Below are 16,620 nucleotides of genomic sequence, written 5' to 3'. Positions count from 1 at the left end.
GCTTTCTGCGCCCCAACCGCCGGCCCCAGACGATTATTGCCGATGGATGCCTGGTCCCGTTGTCTCGAACGCCTTGAGGCGGAGTTCCCGCCCGAAGATGTTCACACCTGGTTGAAGCCGCTGCAGGCCGATCTGCGCGCGGACAGCCTGGTGCTTTATGCGCCAAACGCCTTCATCGTCGACCAGGTCCGCGAGCTGTACCTGGCGCGGATCAAGGAACTGCTGGCGCACTTCGCCGGTTTTGGCGACGTTTTTCTTGAAATCGGCTCGCGTCCGCGGGCCGTGGAGGCGCAGATCGCGCCGATTCCGGGCCATTCCGCGCCCGCTGCGCCGGTTGAGCCGCTGGTGCCGTTCGCCGGCAACCTGGATTCGCACTACACCTTCACCAACTTCGTGGAAGGCCGCAGCAACCAGCTGGGCCTGGCCGCGGCGTTCCAGGCCGCCCAGAAACCGGGCGACCGGGCGCACAACCCGCTGCTGCTGTACGGCGGCACCGGCCTGGGCAAGACCCACCTGATGTTCGCCGCCGGCAACGCCATGCGCCAGGCCAACCCGGCCGCCAAGGTGCTGTACCTGCGTTCGGAACAGTTCTTCAGCGCCATGATCCGTGCGTTGCAGGAAAAAACCATGGATCAGTTCAAGCGCCAGTTCCAGCAGGTGGACGCGCTGCTGATCGATGACATCCAGTTTTTTGCCGGCAAGGACCGCACGCAGGAAGAGTTCTTCCACACGTTCAACGCCCTGTTCGACGGCAAGCAGCAGATCATCCTCACCTGCGACCGGTACCCGCGCGAAGTCGAAGGCCTGGAAGCGCGCCTGAAGTCGCGACTTGCCTGGGGCCTGTCGGTGGCCATCGAGCCGCCGGACTTCGAAACGCGCGCCGCGATCGTGCTGGCCAAGGCCCGCGAACGCGGTGCTGAGATTCCCGACGATGTGGCGTTTCTGATTGCCAAGAAGATGCGCTCCAATGTCCGCGACCTCGAAGGTGCGCTCAATACCCTGACCGCCCGTGCCAACTTCACCGGCCGCGCGATCACCACCGACTTCGCCCAGGAAACCCTGCGCGACCTGCTGCGTGCCCAGCAGCAGGCCATCAGCATTCCCAACATCCAGAAAACCGTGGCCGACTACTACGGGCTGCAGATCAAGGATCTGCTGTCCAAGCGCCGGACCCGCTCACTGGCCCGTCCGCGACAGGTCGCCATGGCGCTGACCAAGGAGCTGACCGAGCACAGCCTGCCGGAAATCGGCGATGCCTTTGCCGGTCGCGACCACACCACGGTGCTGCATGCGTGCCGGCAGATCCGGACGTTGATGGAGACCGACGGCAAGTTGCGGGAAGACTGGGACAAGCTGATCCGGAAGTTGAGCGAATGATGCATGTACGCCGCATAGGCGTCATCGCATAAAACGGTGCAAAATCCGGGTGTAAGCGAGGGACAGGCTGTGGATAAAAACCCGGTTTGAATTGGCGGGATTTTTATCCACAGGCTTCCCCACCCCTTGGGGGGTAGTAGTGCAGAGGGTTTCGAGGCCAATAAAGCCTTTATTTACAAATACTTAGATGTGTTTTCCCGCAATTCTGGCTCTACCATCACCACCAAGCTTTTGATTTATTCCACATCTTTTTAAAGCATAGGGGCACGGAACCACATGCGTTTCACACTGCAGCGCGAAGCCTTTCTCAAGCCGTTGGCACAAGTCGTCAACGTGGTCGAACGCCGCCAGACCTTGCCGGTTCTGGCTAATTTCCTGGTCCAGGTCCAGAACGGGCAGCTGTCGCTGACCGGTACCGACCTGGAAGTGGAGATGGTGTCGCGGATCGCGGTGGATGATGCCCAGGACGGCGAGACCACCATCCCGGCACGCAAACTGTTCGAGATCATCCGCGCCCTGCCCGACGGCAGCCGGATCACCGTCTCGCAGACCGGTGACAAGATCACCGTGCAGGCCGGCCGCAGCCGCTTCACCCTGGCAACGCTGCCGGCCAACGACTTCCCGTCGGTGGACGAAGTGGAAGCCACCGAGCGCGTGGCGATCGGCGAAGCCACCCTGAAGGAGCTGATCGAACGCACCGCGTTCGCGATGGCCCAGCAGGACGTGCGCTACTACCTCAACGGCCTCCTGTTCGACCTGCGCGGCGATGCGCTGCGCACCGTTGCCACCGACGGCCACCGCCTGGCGCTGTGCGAAACCGACCTGGAAAAGGCCAGTGGCGCAAAGCGTCAGATCATCGTGCCGCGCAAGGGCGTGACCGAACTGCAGCGCCTGCTGGAAAGCGGGGATCGTGAGATCGAGCTGGAAGTCGGCCGCAGCCACGTTCGCGTCAAGCGCGACGATGTGACCTTCACCTCCAAGTTGATCGATGGTCGCTTCCCGGATTACGAGGCCGTGATTCCGATCGGTGCCGACCGTGAAGTGAAGGTGGATCGCGAAGCCCTGCGTGCCTCCTTGCAGCGTGCCGCGATTCTGTCCAACGAGAAGTACCGCGGCATCCGCGTGGAAGTCTCGCCGGGCAACCTGAAGATCAGCGCACACAACCCGGAGCAGGAAGAAGCACAGGAAGAGATCGAAGCGGATACCACCGTGAGCGATCTGGCCATTGGCTTCAACGTGAATTACCTGCTGGACGCCCTGTCCGCACTGCGCGATGAGCACGTGGTCATCCAGCTGCGCGATTCCAACTCCTCGGCCCTGGTTCGCGAAGCCAGCAGCGAGAAGTCGCGCCACGTGGTGATGCCGCTGCGTCTCTGACCGGATGCTTGGTTCCACGTGGAACCGCGGTAACCAGGAAGCCCGGCCAAGCGCCGGGTTTCTTTTTGCTCGGACGTTCCACGTGGATCCTCGGACAAGCAGCACGCGTAGAGCCACGCCGTGCGTGACTGCTTGTGATCTTGCTTCTTGCCGCTGCGGTTGGACAACCGAACCTACTCGAGGCAGGGGACGTTCAAATCTCACGACAAGATCAGCCAAGCAGGGCATGGTTCACCAGGTTCGCAGAACGCGTGGGTTTGCCCCCTGATTCCCAGCTCTAAGCTTTTAAAAACTGTATATAAATCTAAAGCTAGGTGGTGGTGGTAGAGGCAGATTTGGTTGAAAAGTACCTTATCTCCCTGAATTTAAAGGGAAATATGGTGCTGAAACCCCCGGTAGAACAGGGTCTGAGCCTGGGGTTCAACCTGTGGATATCTTTCAGCGGTACCCAAGGTGCCTTTTTTATCCACAGATTGTGCAGAGATTGTGCATAAGTCATACAGACCCCCTGTGGATAGCCAGAAATGGAAGACGTCAATCTCGCAAGATCTGAGAACGCCTACCCTGCTCCGCGTTTCAGATTTCAAAGAATCGAGCGGGCAATCGCATTTGCCCGACGTGCACCCCATCCCGAAGACGCGCGAATTCCTTGAAATCTGCACGGCTTCACCCTTGACGCTCTGTCAGATTTCAAAGGATTCACGGCGTCTCGAACGTGCGGCGAATCCACCCCGATGCAGTAAGCTGATCGATTCCCCCAACCTCTCTGCCGCATCTGCGGCGTTGATCCGACCGCATGCACATCCGTCGTCTGTCCCTGCACCAGGTTCGCCGCTTCGACAGCGTGGAACTGGCCCCGCAACCGGGCATCAACCTGATCACTGGCGACAACGGCGCAGGCAAGACCAGCGTGCTTGAAGCGCTGCACGTAATGGCCTACGGGCGCAGTTTCCGCGGTCGCGTGCGGGATGGGCTGGTGCGCCAGGGCCAGGACGCTTTGGATGTCTTCGTTGAATGGGACGAACAGCGTTCAGGGGCGGAATCGGCCACGCGCCGCAAAGCCGGGCTGCGCCACAGCGGGCAGGAATGGAAGGGACGGCTGGATGGTGAAGACGTTGCGCAGCTGGGAAACCTTTGCGCGGCCTTGGCTGTGGTCACCTTTGAGCCGGGCAGCCACGCGCTGGTCAGTGGGGGCGGCGAGCCGCGTCGCCGGTTCCTGGATTGGGGTTTGTTCCACGTGGAACCAGACTTCCTCGCCCTCTGGCGGCGGTATTCGCGGGCCCTGAAGCAGCGCAATGCCCTCCTCAAGCAAGGCGGGCACCCGAATGCACTGGATGCGTGGGACCGTGAGCTGGCAGAAGCCGGCGAACCGCTCACCACCCGGCGCCAGCACTACCTGGACCGCCTGCAGGACCGAACCATCGGCCTGGCGCAGGAACTGGCCCCGAACCTGGGCATCCAGTCACTGACGCTGAGCCCCGGCTGGCGCAAACACGAGCTTTCCCTGTCCGACGCCCTGCTGCTGGCGCGCGAACGCGACCGGTTGGCGGGCTATACCTCCGTGGGTCCGCACCGCGCCGACTGGAGCGTGGGGTTTGCCAGCATTCCCGGCCGCGACGCGCTCTCGCGCGGCCAGGCCAAGCTCACCGCCCTTACCTGCCTGTTGGCCCAGGCGGAGGATTACGCCGAACAGCGCGGCGAATGGCCGGTAATCGCGCTGGATGACCTGGCGTCCGAGCTGGATCGTACCCATCAAGCCCGGGTACTGGATCGTCTGCGCGCAGGCCCGGCGCAGATATTCATCACCGCCACCGAAACGCCCGCCGCGCTGCAGGACCGCACCGATATCACCCGGTTCCACGTGGAACATGGCCACGTCCAGCTTGTGCCATAGTGCCGGCAGGGGCCGAAGCGCCCGGCTGGTATAATTGCTGTTGCAACCCCTTATCCATCGGCGCCCCGCTTCCCGCGGCGGCCCGAACTGCGGAGCCTATGGCAAGCGCAATGACTGAAGAACAGAACACTCCGGCACCTACCGGCAATTACGACGCCAACAGCATTACCGCCCTGGAAGGCCTGGAGGCGGTCCGCAAGCGGCCCGGCATGTACATCGGCGACGTCCATGACGGCACCGGTCTGCACCACATGGTGTTCGAAGTCGTCGACAACTCCATCGACGAAGCGCTGGCAGGCCACGCCGACCACGTGGCGGTGACGATCCACGCCGACGGCTCGGTCTCCGTGTCCGACAACGGCCGTGGCATTCCCACCGGCAAGCACGGTCAGATGAGCCAGAAGCTCGGCCGCGACGTGTCCGCTGCCGAAGTGGTCATGACCGTGCTGCACGCGGGCGGCAAGTTCGACGACAACAGCTACAAGGTTTCCGGCGGCCTGCACGGCGTTGGCGTCAGCGTGGTCAATGCGCTGTCGCAGAAGCTCACCTTGGATATCTTCCAGAGCGGCTTCCACTTCCACCAGGAATACGCCGATGGCGCGGCCGTAAGCCCGCTGGCCCAGGTCGAAACCAGCACCAAGCGCGGTACCACCCTGCGCTTCTGGCCGTCGGTGGTCGCGTTCCACGACAACGTCGAGTTCCACTACGAGATTCTGGCGCGCCGCCTGCGCGAACTCTCGTTCCTGAACTCCGGGGTCAAGATCGTCCTGGTCGATGAGCGTGGCGATGGCCGCCGTGACGACTTCCACTACGAAGGCGGCATCCGCAGCTTCGTGGAGCATCTGGCGCAGTTGAAGACCCCGCTGCATCCGAACGTGATCTCGGTCACCGGCGAATCCAACGGCATCACCGTCGACGTGGCGCTGCAGTGGACCGATTCCTACCAGGAAACGATGTACTGCTTCACCAACAACATCCCGCAGAAGGACGGCGGTACCCACCTTGCCGGCTTCCGCGGCGCGCTGACCCGTGTGCTCAACAACTACATCGAGCAGAACGGCATCGCCAAGCAGGCCAAGATCAACCTGACCGGCGACGACATGCGCGAAGGCATGATCGCCGTGCTCTCGGTGAAGGTGCCCGACCCCAGCTTCTCCAGCCAGACCAAGGAAAAGCTGGTCAGCTCGGACGTGCGACCGGCCGTGGAAAGCGCGTTCGGGCAGCGCCTCGAAGAGTTCCTGCAGGAAAACCCGAACGAAGCCAAGGCCATCGCCGGCAAGATCGTCGATGCCGCCCGCGCCCGCGAAGCCGCGCGCAAGGCGCGCGACCTGACCCGCCGCAAGGGCGCGTTGGATATCGCCGGCCTGCCCGGGAAGCTGGCCGACTGCCAGGAGAAGGACCCGGCGCTGTCCGAACTGTTCATCGTCGAGGGTGACTCCGCAGGTGGTTCGGCCAAGCAGGGCCGCAACCGCAAGAACCAGGCCGTGCTGCCGCTGCGCGGCAAGATTCTCAACGTGGAACGAGCCCGTTTCGACCGCATGCTGGCCTCCGACCAGGTCGGTACGCTGATCACCGCGCTGGGCACCGGCATCGGCCGCGACGAGTACAACCCGGACAAGCTGCGCTACCACCGCATCATCATCATGACCGACGCCGACGTCGACGGCGCGCACATCCGCACCCTGCTGCTCACCTTCTTCTACCGGCAGATGCCGGAGCTGATCGAGCGTGGCCACGTCTACATCGGCCTGCCGCCGCTGTACAAGATCAAGCAGGGCAAGCAGGAGCTCTACCTGAAGGACGACCCCGCGCTGGACGCCTACCTGGCCAGCAACGCGGTCGAAAATGCCTCGCTGATTCCGGCCGAGAACGAGCCGGCCATCGAAGGCGTCGCCCTGGAAAAGCTGCTGCTGGCCTACGCCTCGGCGCAGGAAGCGATCGGCCGCAATGCCCATCGCTACGACCGCCAGGTGCTTGAAGCCCTGGTCGATTTCACTCCGATGGACCTGGAGCACCTGCGCAAGGCCGGCGCCGACGAAGGCCTGGCCGCACTGGCCAAGCGCCTCAACCAGGGCAGCCTGGGCTCGCCGCGCTTCAGCCTGGAATTGCAGGAACCCACCGAAGAGCGTCCCGCCGCGCTGCTGGTCACCCGTCGCCACATGGGCGAACAGCTGATCCAGGTGCTGCCGCTGTCGGCCTTCGAAACCGGCGAACTGCGTGCCCTGCACCAGTCCTCGCTGCTGCTGCACGGGCTGGTGCGCGAAGGTGCCAAGATCGTCCGCGGTGCCAAGTCGTCGGAGATCGGTGGTTTCGCCGATGCCCGCAACTGGCTGCTGGACGAAGCCAAGAAGGGTCGCCAGATCCAGCGCTTCAAGGGCCTGGGCGAAATGAATCCCGAACAGCTGTGGGACACCACCGTGAACCCCGATACGCGCCGGCTGCTGCAGGTGCGTATCGAGGACGCCGTGGCGGCCGACCAGATCTTCAGCACCCTGATGGGTGACGTGGTGGAACCGCGCCGCGATTTCATCGAAGACAACGCGCTGCGGGTCGCCAACCTGGATATCTGACACAATCGGCTCAGGGCCGGCCGGTTGCGACCTGCAACCGGCCTGGCCACCGCCTATTGCTGCCAGGAACCCGATGTCCGCTACCGCCCCGGCGTCCACCACGCCTCCGCTGCCGCCCGCCCTGCCCAAGGCGCCCCAACGGAAACCAGGCTCCCCGATCGCGGGATTCCTGATCGATCTCGGTATCGCCACGCTCTCGCTGCTCGCCTTGAGCATGGCCAGCGGCCTGCTATGGGGCCTCTACCGCGCCTTGATCGTGGTCCGCGACACCGGCGCGCAAGCGGCCGATGCGCTGGCCCAGCAGGTGGGCCAGCCTGGCGCGCTCGCGCAGATCCTGATGGCCGTGTTCGCCACCGGCGGCGCTGCGATTTTCCTGTACTTCCTCAGGCGCCGTGCCGACGCCACCGAGCGCCGCGCCTCGTTCGAGGCGGCCCGCCGGCCGTCCACCTGGGGCTGGACCGCGCTGGTTGCGGTGGGCGTGATCATCGGCAGCAACGGCATCGCCTGGCTGGCCCGGCAGGCGGGCATTGAACCGGTACCCACCAACCTGGCCCTGATGGAACAGGCGCTGGCCCGTTTCCCGTGGTTCCTGGCCCTGTTCGCGATCGTGCTGGCCCCGGCCTACGAAGAACTACTGTTCCGCCGCGTGCTGTTCGGCCGCCTGTGGCAGGCCGGTCGCCCATGGCTGGGCATGCTGCTCAGCAGCCTGGCGTTCGCGCTGGTCCACGAAGTGCCCGGCACCAGTGCCAACGGCCCGTGGGAAATCGCCCAACTGTGGCTGGTGTACGGCGGCATGGGCGCCGCGTTCGCGTGGCTTTACCAGCGTACCGGCACCTTGTGGGCCCCGATCGTGGCGCATGCGTTGAACAACGCCATCGCCCTGGCGGCGCTGGTATTCCTGGGCTTGCACTGACTCGACGGTTTGACAAAACCTTACATTCGGCCCGCCACACTGCAGACATGAACACGGGAGTCCCCGCCTTGAAACCCTTGCTGCTCGGACTTGTCATCACCTTGGCGCTCAGCGCCTGCGCCACCACCACCTCGCCCACCGGGCGCAAGCAGATGGTGGGCGGTGTATCGCAGGCCGAGCTGGACCAGCTTGGCGCGCAGGCCTTCGCCGAAACCAAACAGAAGCAGAAGATCAGCAGCGACGGCCGCCAGAACGGCTACGTGCAGTGCGTGGTCAATGCGCTGGTCGCGCAGCTGCCGCCTCAGTACCGTGGCGTACGGTGGGAGACCGCGGTATTCGTCGATGCCGAGCCGAACGCCTTCGCCTTGCCCGGCGGCAAGGTCGGCGTGAACACCGGCATCTTCACCGTGGCCAAGAACCAGGACCAGCTCGCCGCCGTGATCGGGCATGAGATCGGCCACGTCATCTCGCGCCACCACGAAGAGCGCCTCACCCGCCAGATGGGCGCGCAGACCGGCCTGGCCGTGCTTGGTGCGCTGGCCGGCGCGGCATACGGCGACGGCGCGGCCAGCACGGTCAACCAGCTCGGCGGTGCCGGCGCACAGGCCGCCTTCCTGCTGCCCGGGTCGCGCACCCAGGAAAGCGAAGCCGACGTGGTCGGCCAGCGGCTGATGGCCGAGGCAGGGTTCGACCCGGCCCAGGCGGTCAACCTGTGGCAGAACATGATGGCCGCCAGTGGCGGGCGTTCCCCGCAATGGCTGTCCACCCACCCGGACCCGGCCAACCGGATCCGGGAGCTGCAACGCGATGCCCCCGCCCTGACCGGTGTTTTCCAGCAGGCCCAGGCCGCTGGACGGCGCCCCAAGTGCGGGTGATTCGACTAAAGGATGCTGTATTGCAGCATCGGAAACGATTTCTCACGCCATCGGTTTCTGATACGTTTGGCGGCTCAGATTTTTCTGACAGTCCGTTTTGACGCCGCCGCGGCGGTTCGATCGAGGTGAAAGATGATTTTCCGCAACCACAAGCAAGCCGTGCTTTCCGTCCTCATCGCGACCGCCATTGGTGGCGTTGTGGTCACTGACGCCGTCGCCCAGACCCGCACCACTGATCGCAGCGCCGATCGCCGTGGTGGCAAGAAGGACCAGGCCAAGGCCGAAGCGCTGTACCCGCAGGCCACCCGCGCCGAGCCGGACATCAAGGCATCGCCGAAGCTGGGCAAGCAGCTGCAGAAGATGATCGACAGCTACAACGATCAGAAGTTCCCGGAGACGTTGGCTGCGGCCAATGAAATCCTGGGCAACAGCGCCGCCAATGCGTATGACAAGTCGCTGGCCGCGCAGCTCGCCTCGCAGGCTGCCTACAACACCGACGACAACGCCGCTGCCAAGAAGTACCTGCTGCAGGTGCTGGAATTCAATGGCCTGGACAACAACGGCCACTTCCAGTCGATGCTGATGCTGGGCCAGCTGCAGATCCAGGACGACCAGCTTGCCGAAGGTCTGGCCACCCTGGACAAGTACTTCGCTGAAACCAAGTCGACCAAGCCGGAAGAGCTGATCATCAAGGGCCAGGCCCTGTACCAGCTCGAGCGCTACCAGGAAGCAGTGCCGGTGATCCAGCAGGCCATCGCCGGCGCCACCGAGCCGAAGGACAACTGGAACCAGCTGCTGATGGCCGCCCTGTCCGAGTCCGGCCAGACCGGTGAGGCAGTGAAGCAGGCCGAAGCGCTTGCCGCCAAGAACCCGGCGGACAAGAAGGCCCAGATGAACCTGGCCAGCATGTACCTGCAGGCCGACCAGATGGACAAGGCCGGCGCGGTCATGGACAAGCTCTTCAAGGGCGGCCAGCTGACCGAGGAGCGCGAGTACAAGCAGGCGTACTCGATCTACGCCAACTCGGACAAGAAGGAAGCCGAGGTCATTGCGGTGATCAACGATGGCCTGCAGAAGGGCATCCTGAAGCCGGATTACCAGGTGTACCTGGCCCAGGCCCAGGCGTACTACTACTCGGAACCGCCGCAGGTCGAAAAGGCGATCGAAGCGTGGCAGAAGGCCGCCCCGCTTTCCAAGGACGGTGAAACCTACTTGAACCTGGCACGTGTCTTGCATTCGGAAGGTCGCATTCCGGAGGCCAAGACGGCCGCCCAGCAGGCGCTGGCGAAGGGTGTGAAGAACCAGGCGGATGCCAAGAAAATCATCAACCTGAAGTAAGTAGGAATAACGCCTGAACGCCTGCGTGAGTGATGCGCAGGCGCTCAGGATTGGTATAAGCTTGGAGGTTCCTGCGGTGTCATGCACCGCTGATCATGGGCTATCTGTCCCCAGGTACCCGGCCCCACTAATGAGCTCTTGGCGCATGACGGAACAACTAGTCGTTCACAGGTACGAACAACGCGATGACACCGGCCTCAGCTGGCCGCGCATCGTGGGTATCGCCTTTGTAATCGCATTGCATCTCGCCGCCCTGATGCTGCTCCTCATCCCCGCCGTGGCCCCCAAGGCCGTGACGGAGAAGGAACGCAACATCATGGTGACCCTGGTCGACGCTCCGCCGCCGCCCCCACCGCCGCCGCCGCCGCCGCCGCCGACTGAAACGCCGCCGCCGCCGGTCAAGAACCTGTCGCCGCCCAAGCCCTCGCCGGTGCCGCCGCCGCCGCAGGCGCCGGTGATCGACGTGCCGGAACCGCGTCCGAACGACATCGTCACGCCGCCGAGTCCGCCGAGCCCGCCGCAGCCGCCGAGTTCCATCGAGGCCAGCGTCGATATCTCGTCCAAGGCCATGAATCCCCCGCGTTACCCGCCGGCCGCGTTCCGCGCAGGTATCCAGGGTGAAGTGATCCTGATCATTGATGTCGATGCCAACGGCAACGTCACCAATGTGTCGGTCGAAAAGTCCAGCCGTAACCGCGATCTGGACCGTGCAGCGATGGAAGCCGCCCGTAAATGGCGCTTCAACGCAGCCGAATCGGGCGGGAAGAAAGCTGCAGGTCGCGTCCGCGTCCCGGTCAACTTTGCGCTGAATTGATGGGCCGGGTGGCCTGCCGGCCACCCTCCTGTCACTTGAACCTAGCTACAACATTCATCACCACACACAACAAAGGTAAGCGTCATGCTGCAGGAACTCTTCATCGCCGCTGCTGCCGGGGGCAACCCGTCGAATGCCCTCTCGCAGATGGGCTTCGAGCATCTGATCCACGAAATGACCTCCAAGCCGGGCGACTTTGCCGTCTCCTGGGTCGTGCTTCTGACCCTGGTGATCATGTCGGCCATGTCCTGGTACTGGACCGTCATCAACATCTTCCGTGCTACCCGCCTGAAGAGCGCTGCTGACAAGGTCGTGAGCCTGTTCTGGGATACCCCGAACGCACAGGACGCCATCCGCGCCATGGAAGAACAGCCGGCTTCCGAGCCGTTCTCCAAGATCGCCCTGGACGCAGCCCAGGCTGCCGCCCACCACCAGCGTGCCGAAGGTGGCGCCACCGGTGGCCTGGGTGAAAACCTGAGCCGTTCGGAGTTCGTCGACCGCGCCCTGCGTCAGGCCGTGACCCGCGAAAGCAACAACCTGCAGTCGGGCATGACCCTGCTGGCCACCGTCGGTGCAACCGCTCCGTTCGTCGGTCTGCTCGGCACCGTGTGGGGCATCTACGGCGCGCTGATCAAGATCGGTGCAACCGGTTCGGCCTCCATCGACGCCGTTGCCGGCCCGGTGGGTGAAGCCCTGATCATGACCGCCATCGGTCTGTTCGTGGCAATCCCGGCCGTGTTCGCCTTCAACTTCTTCAGCAAGATCAACAGCGCCACGATCAGCAAGTTCGATACGTTCGCTCACGACCTGCACGACTTCTTCGCCACCGGTTCGCGCGTCCGCTAATTGCGACGCGCTGTACCCAGCGAGAACGTAGTCAACACGATCTAGACGGAGCCCGTTATGGCTTTCAGTAGTGGTAACAGCGGCGGCCCCATGGCCGACATCAACGTTACGCCCCTCGTGGACGTGATGCTGGTGCTGCTGATCATCTTCATCATCACGGCGCCCCTGATGTCCCATAAGGTCAAGGTCGACCTGCCTGAGGCCAACCTGGTGCAGAAGCCGGAAGATGCGGCTGATCGCAAGGGCCCCATCACCCTGGCGGTGAAGGAAGACGGCTCGATTTACTGGAACGACGAAGAGATCGACAAGCAGACTCTCGAGTCGCGCCTGGCGACCGCCGCCCAGCAGACCCCCCAGCCCCCGCTCAATCTGCGTGGTGACCGCACCACCAAGATGCGCGTCATCAACGAGATGACGAAGGTCGCGCAGGAGCAGGGCATGCTCGACGTTGGCTTCGTGGCCACCAAAGAGAAGGGGCAGTAAGCCATGGCATTCAGTTCTGGTGGTGGCAAGGGCCCAATGGCCGACATCAACGTTACGCCCCTCGTGGACGTGATGCTGGTGCTGTTGATCATCTTCATCGTTACCGCGCCGATCATGACGTACCCGATCGCCGTGGACCTGCCGCAGCGCGTGCTCAACCCACCGCCGCAGCTGGTCGAACCGCCGCCGCCGATCGAGCTGCGGATCGACGCCAGCAACCAGGTGTTCTGGAACAACAGCCCGGTTGCAACGGCTGAGCTCCAGCAGCGTATGGAACAGGAAGTGCAGCGTGACCCGACCAACCAGCCCGAGTTGCGCATCGACGCCAGCCCGGACTCCGAGTACGACGTGATGGCCAAGGTTCTGGCCGCCGCGAAGAACGCGCAGATGAAGAAGATCGGGTTCCAGCAGCAGCAGTAAGACGCAACACCAAGTCATGACGCGACTGGAAAGCGCCCCTGGAAACAGGGGCGCTTTTTTTGTTGGCGCGTTCGGCCATTGACATCAATCCGGGGCCGTTCCACCATGGTTACGCGCAAGCAACACATAGCCGAGCCATTGTGCATCCCACCTGGTCACCAGGTCCCGGCCGGCCCGGGTATATCCAAGGGAATCGGACTCACGGAGCCTCGCCCAGCATCGCTGGCCGGGGCTTTCGTTCTTGAGGCGCCTCCAGTACATCCGCGAATCGTCTTGGATCGGGTTCATCGTCCTGCCTTGCGCGTCCCCGCAGGATCTCTCCCAATAAAAGATTGAAGGAATAGCGTCCCTTGCCGGGATGCGGCTTGCGCGGATCAAGCGGATACGCGGATTGCACCAGCAGCAGCACACTGTTCGAGCCGTGCCGCTTCCACCGTTTAAGATTGAAGAAGACGCCATAGCGTTCGCCGCTGTCCAGCCGCACGGCAACATAGTTGTCCGCTGCGGTGCGCTCGCAGGATTGTCGCCCTTCGATCACGTGGCGAATGATCTCCGGAAGCCGCTTCGACAACGTGTATCGAACACCATCAAATGCGCGGCACTCGCGATTGTCGGAAATCATGTCGTCATCAGCTCCACGACGCTGCACAGAGAAGCAATGAAGCCCAAAGCCGACATACAGGACGACCTCCCGGCCGGGGTGCCCCTTAGCGGCAAGCAGGGCGTAGTTGAGACGAAAGGGATGCAGGTGATTCAAGGGGAAGGCCTTGCCCTGCCTGTCCCTGTGGGGCATCCAGCGGATTAGACCGCCTGACCAGTTGACCGCCATCCCTTGCTCCATGACACCGTGTTGTGCGTCAAGAGACTCGGGCTACAGGCGCCCCGACTTCAAGGCCAAAACAGTCACGCATGCGTCGGACACCCGCGTCCGGCTATGATCCGCGGATGCTTGCCACCTACCCCGCGCTTGCCGACTGGCTCCACTGGCTGGATGCGTTCCCGCACCTGCGCCCGCTGCTCATCGCCGCCTACGTGCTGTACCTGCTGTGGTTGATCGGCTGGATCATGCTGCAGAAGCGCGAGCCGGTGGCCACGCTCAGCTGGATCCTTTCGCTGGCCGCCCTGCCCTATCTGGGCCTGTTCGTGTACTACCTGCTCGGGCCGCAGAAGGTGAAACGGCAGCGCCTGCGCCGTGGCCGCGCGCGTTCCGGCATGGAGCACTACAGCAGCGTGTGCCCGCCCGATGCGGACTGCACCGAACTGGCCAAGATCGCCCAGGCCACCACCGGCCTGGCGCCCAGCTCGGCGACCGAAGTGGAGTGGCTGGTGGACGGCGCGCAGACCTATGCCGCGCTGTTGAAGGCCGTGGCCCAGGCGCGCGACCACCTGCACGTCGAGTACTACATCTTCAATCCCGACCACGCCGGTACCGCGCTGCGCGATGCCCTGGTCGAACGCGCCAAGGCAGGCGTGCGCGTGCGCCTGCTGCTGGATGCGGTGGGCTCGTCCGGCATCCGCACGCGGTTCCTCAAGCCGCTGCGTGATGCAGGCGCCGAAGTGGCCTGGTTCCACCCGCGCCAGCTGCTCAAACCGTTCAAGCGGCCGTGGATGAACATGCGCACCCACCGCAAGCTGGTGGTGATCGATGGCCGCGTCGCCTTCACCGGTGGCATCAACATCACCGACGAAGAAGACGAAAGCCGCCGGCCCGATGCCTACCGCGACCTGCACATGCGCCTGACGGGCCACGTGGTGCGCAGTCTCCAGCTGGTGTTCGTCGAAGACTGGATCTACGCCACCGGCGAACCGAAGGAGCGCTTCAACATCGCCCAGCTGTGGCCCACCGACATGCCGGGCCGCCAGGACGGCGCCATCAACGCCCAGGTGCTGGTATCAGGCCCGGACTCGGGCTGGGAAACCATCCACCGCCTGCAGGTGGCCGCCATCCACGAAGCGCGCGAACGCGTGTGGCTGGTCACGCCCTACTTCGTGCCGGGCGAAGCCGCGCGCATGGCGCTCACCTCGGCCGCACTGGGCGGGCTGGACGTGCGCCTGCTGGTACCGAAGATGAGCGATTCCTGGTTCGTCACCCAGGCCGCGCGCTCCTACTTCGACGAGCTGCTGCAGGCCGGGGTGAAGATCTACGAGTACGGGCCGCGCATGCTGCACACCAAGGCGTTCATCGCCGACCACGACATCTGCATCGCCGGCAGCGCCAACTTCGACCACCGCAGTTTCCGCCTCAACTTCGAACTGTCGATGATGATCAGCAGCGCCGAGTGCGTGGCGGAACTGGAGAAAATCCTCATCGCGGAATTCGCCGCTTCCACGCCCGTGCGCAACGACCGCCAGCGCTCGCTGTGGCTGCACCGGGTGCCTGAGGCGTTCGCCCGCCTGGCCTCCCCGCTGCTGTAGCCACCACGTGGAACCGTCCCCACCCCGGCGCTACACTGCGCAGGTCAACGGGGAGAATGACAATGTATTGGCTGTTCCTGCTGCTGTCGCTGGGCTGTTTCACCTTTGCCATCAAGACACCGTCCACCGGCCTGATGATGTTGTGGTTGGCCGGTGCACTGGTGTTCCTGCTGGCCTGGATTCGCGGCCGCTACCTGGCCAGCTTTGGCGGCAGCCAGCGGGATGCGGCCGGGTCGCACGACATCTACAACGCGATCGACCCTGCCGAGCTGCGCCGGCTGCGCGAGCAGGCCCAGGCCCGCCGCGACGCCGACCGCGACCCGAATGACCTTCCCCCGAGCCTATGACCCACCTCAGCGTCAACGTGAACAAGATCGCCGTCCTGCGCAATTCGCGCGGCGGCCAGGACCCTGATGTGCTGCAGGCGGCCAGAGCCTGCCTGGACGCCGGTGCCCACGGCATCACCGTGCACCCACGCCCGGATCGTCGGCATATCCACGCCGAGGATGTGCTCGCCCTCTCGGCGCTGACCACCGCGCGGGGCGTGGAATTCAACATCGAAGGCAACCCGTTCGCCCCGCCTCGGCCGGGTTACCCGGGCCTGTTGCCGCTGTGCGCGCAGACCCGCCCCGCCCAGGCCACCCTGGTGCCCGACAGCGACGGCCAGCTCACCTCCGACCACGGCTTCGATTTCAGCCGCGATGCCGACCGCCTGTGCCCGTTGATCGCCGAACTCAAAAGCTACGGCTGCCGGGTCAGCCTGTTCGTGGACGCCGGCAACCCGGACTTGGCCCAGGCAGCCGACATTGGCGCCGACCGCATCGAGCTCTACACCGGCCCCTATGCTGAGGCGCACGCCGCAGGCGACGCCACCGTCATGCTCGCCCTGTTCGCCGACGCCGCCCGCCGCGCCCAGGCCGCCGGCCTCGGGGTCAACGCCGGCCACGATCTTTCCCAGGGAAACCTCCGGGATTTCCTGCACACGGTCCCGAACGTCCTCGAAGTCTCGATCGGCCACGCCCTGATCAGCGAAGCCCTGTACGCCGGGCTGGACGCAACGGTAAAGGGCTACCTCGGCCTCCTTTGATGGATCCCGCGCAAACCGTAGATCCGGGCCCTGCCCGGATGCTCTTCGCTGGGACCCAACTGCGCTGAAGAATCCCCTGTGGATAACCCTGGGGAACAAACCCCAACCATTCAGCCCAAACCCAACAGGGGCGCGGATGGTGCTTCCCTACGACCCTGTGGTTAGTAATACTGCTAACCCATGCGTACCCCTCCGCACTCCGCCACGCTCC

Annotated in this window: 15 protein-coding genes; 14 read left to right on the top strand and 1 reads right to left on the bottom strand. The window is 64.2% G+C overall.

Going from position 1 to position 16,620, the window contains the following annotated elements:
* The first annotated feature begins 42 nt into the window (after nucleotides 1–42).
* From dnaA to V9K91_RS15950, 11 genes are all read left to right on the top strand, one after another.
* Nucleotides 43–1,377, top strand: a complete 1,335-nt coding sequence (gene dnaA, locus V9K91_RS16000; RefSeq protein ID WP_068848017.1) for a chromosomal replication initiator protein DnaA — start codon at nucleotides 43–45, stop codon at nucleotides 1,375–1,377.
* Nucleotides 1,378–1,653: 276 nt separating this feature from the next.
* Nucleotides 1,654–2,754, top strand: coding sequence for a DNA polymerase III subunit beta (dnaN, locus tag V9K91_RS15995; RefSeq protein WP_068848019.1), 1,101 nt, complete (start codon nucleotides 1,654–1,656; stop codon nucleotides 2,752–2,754).
* 796 nt (nucleotides 2,755–3,550) lie between these two features.
* Nucleotides 3,551–4,648 (top strand): DNA replication/repair protein RecF, encoded by a 1,098-nt coding sequence (gene recF / locus V9K91_RS15990; RefSeq protein ID WP_249833386.1) that lies wholly within the window; start codon nucleotides 3,551–3,553, stop codon nucleotides 4,646–4,648.
* A gap of 110 nt (nucleotides 4,649–4,758) precedes the next feature.
* Entirely contained in the window at nucleotides 4,759–7,218 is a 2,460-nt protein-coding gene (gene gyrB / locus V9K91_RS15985; protein ID WP_068848023.1) for a DNA topoisomerase (ATP-hydrolyzing) subunit B, read from the top strand.
* A 73-nt stretch (nucleotides 7,219–7,291) separates the two neighbouring features.
* Complete coding sequence (locus V9K91_RS15980) at nucleotides 7,292–8,131, top strand: CPBP family intramembrane glutamic endopeptidase (RefSeq protein WP_249833387.1); 840 nt, start codon at nucleotides 7,292–7,294, stop codon at nucleotides 8,129–8,131.
* A 68-nt stretch (nucleotides 8,132–8,199) separates the two neighbouring features.
* Nucleotides 8,200–9,006, top strand: a complete 807-nt coding sequence (locus V9K91_RS15975) for a M48 family metallopeptidase (RefSeq protein ID WP_093535447.1) — start codon at nucleotides 8,200–8,202, stop codon at nucleotides 9,004–9,006.
* Between the two features lie 132 nt (nucleotides 9,007–9,138).
* On the top strand, nucleotides 9,139–10,344 hold the full coding sequence (locus tag V9K91_RS15970) for a tetratricopeptide repeat protein (RefSeq protein ID WP_095362389.1): 1,206 nt from the start codon (nucleotides 9,139–9,141) through the stop codon (nucleotides 10,342–10,344).
* A gap of 256 nt (nucleotides 10,345–10,600) precedes the next feature.
* Nucleotides 10,601–11,158 carry an energy transducer TonB gene (locus V9K91_RS15965; protein ID WP_184126410.1) on the top strand — a complete coding sequence of 186 codons (558 nt, stop codon included), beginning with the start codon at nucleotides 10,601–10,603 and terminating at the stop codon, nucleotides 11,156–11,158.
* 84 nt (nucleotides 11,159–11,242) lie between these two features.
* A complete protein-coding gene (gene exbB / locus V9K91_RS15960; RefSeq protein WP_068848033.1) occupies nucleotides 11,243–12,004 on the top strand; it encodes a TonB-system energizer ExbB in 762 nt (253 codons plus the stop codon).
* 57 nt (nucleotides 12,005–12,061) lie between these two features.
* Nucleotides 12,062–12,487 (top strand): biopolymer transporter ExbD, encoded by a 426-nt coding sequence (locus V9K91_RS15955; RefSeq protein WP_068848035.1) that lies wholly within the window; start codon nucleotides 12,062–12,064, stop codon nucleotides 12,485–12,487.
* A 3-nt stretch (nucleotides 12,488–12,490) separates the two neighbouring features.
* Nucleotides 12,491–12,907 (top strand): biopolymer transporter ExbD, encoded by a 417-nt coding sequence (locus V9K91_RS15950; protein WP_068848037.1) that lies wholly within the window; start codon nucleotides 12,491–12,493, stop codon nucleotides 12,905–12,907.
* Nucleotides 12,908–13,106: 199 nt separating this feature from the next.
* Here the strand turns inward: V9K91_RS15950 and V9K91_RS15945 are convergent, their stop codons facing one another.
* Nucleotides 13,107–13,736, bottom strand: coding sequence for a hypothetical protein (locus V9K91_RS15945; protein ID WP_141236165.1), 630 nt, complete (start codon nucleotides 13,734–13,736; stop codon nucleotides 13,107–13,109).
* 116 nt (nucleotides 13,737–13,852) lie between these two features.
* Between V9K91_RS15945 and cls the strand changes: the two genes are divergently transcribed.
* The 3 genes from cls to V9K91_RS15930 all read left to right on the top strand — a co-directional run bounded on the left by cls (nucleotide 13,853) and on the right by V9K91_RS15930 (nucleotide 16,409).
* Nucleotides 13,853–15,322: a cardiolipin synthase gene (gene cls / locus V9K91_RS15940; protein WP_336443599.1), complete on the top strand. Its 1,470-nt coding sequence runs from the start codon at nucleotides 13,853–13,855 to the stop codon at nucleotides 15,320–15,322.
* 62 nt (nucleotides 15,323–15,384) lie between these two features.
* Entirely contained in the window at nucleotides 15,385–15,669 is a 285-nt protein-coding gene (locus V9K91_RS15935; protein ID WP_336443600.1) for a hypothetical protein, read from the top strand.
* Nucleotides 15,666–16,409 carry a pyridoxine 5'-phosphate synthase gene (locus tag V9K91_RS15930; protein WP_336443601.1) on the top strand — a complete coding sequence of 248 codons (744 nt, stop codon included), beginning with the start codon at nucleotides 15,666–15,668 and terminating at the stop codon, nucleotides 16,407–16,409. The genes V9K91_RS15935 and V9K91_RS15930 overlap by 4 nt, the downstream gene beginning before the upstream one ends.
* Nucleotides 16,410–16,620 lie beyond the last annotated feature (211 nt).

This window comes from Stenotrophomonas sp. CCNWLW57 (genome assembly GCF_037203925.1).
Taxonomy (GTDB): Bacteria; Pseudomonadota; Gammaproteobacteria; order Xanthomonadales; family Xanthomonadaceae; genus Stenotrophomonas; species Stenotrophomonas rhizophila_A.
This window is presented reverse-complemented; position numbering and strand designations above follow the sequence as displayed.

Bases quoted from the DNA above. Each gene is read 5' to 3' on its own strand.
- dnaA (WP_068848017.1), top strand. From the start codon at position 43: ATGGATGCCTGGTCCCGTTGTCTCGAACGCCTTGAGGCGGAGTTCCCG.
- V9K91_RS15970 (WP_095362389.1), top strand. From the start codon at position 9,139: ATGATTTTCCGCAACCACAAGCAAGCCGTGCTTTCCGTCCTCATCGCG.
- V9K91_RS15935 (WP_336443600.1), top strand. From the start codon at position 15,385: ATGTATTGGCTGTTCCTGCTGCTGTCGCTGGGCTGTTTCACCTTTGCC.
- recF (WP_249833386.1), top strand. From the start codon at position 3,551: ATGCACATCCGTCGTCTGTCCCTGCACCAGGTTCGCCGCTTCGACAGC.
- exbB (WP_068848033.1), top strand. From the start codon at position 11,243: ATGCTGCAGGAACTCTTCATCGCCGCTGCTGCCGGGGGCAACCCGTCG.
- dnaN (WP_068848019.1), top strand. From the start codon at position 1,654: ATGCGTTTCACACTGCAGCGCGAAGCCTTTCTCAAGCCGTTGGCACAA.
- V9K91_RS15950 (WP_068848037.1), top strand. From the start codon at position 12,491: ATGGCATTCAGTTCTGGTGGTGGCAAGGGCCCAATGGCCGACATCAAC.
- V9K91_RS15930 (WP_336443601.1), top strand. From the start codon at position 15,666: ATGACCCACCTCAGCGTCAACGTGAACAAGATCGCCGTCCTGCGCAAT.
- V9K91_RS15955 (WP_068848035.1), top strand. From the start codon at position 12,062: ATGGCTTTCAGTAGTGGTAACAGCGGCGGCCCCATGGCCGACATCAAC.
- V9K91_RS15980 (WP_249833387.1), top strand. From the start codon at position 7,292: ATGTCCGCTACCGCCCCGGCGTCCACCACGCCTCCGCTGCCGCCCGCC.
- gyrB (WP_068848023.1), top strand. From the start codon at position 4,759: ATGACTGAAGAACAGAACACTCCGGCACCTACCGGCAATTACGACGCC.
- cls (WP_336443599.1), top strand. From the start codon at position 13,853: ATGCTTGCCACCTACCCCGCGCTTGCCGACTGGCTCCACTGGCTGGAT.
- V9K91_RS15945 (WP_141236165.1), bottom strand. From the start codon at position 13,736: ATGGCGGTCAACTGGTCAGGCGGTCTAATCCGCTGGATGCCCCACAGG.
- V9K91_RS15965 (WP_184126410.1), top strand. From the start codon at position 10,601: ATGCTGCTCCTCATCCCCGCCGTGGCCCCCAAGGCCGTGACGGAGAAG.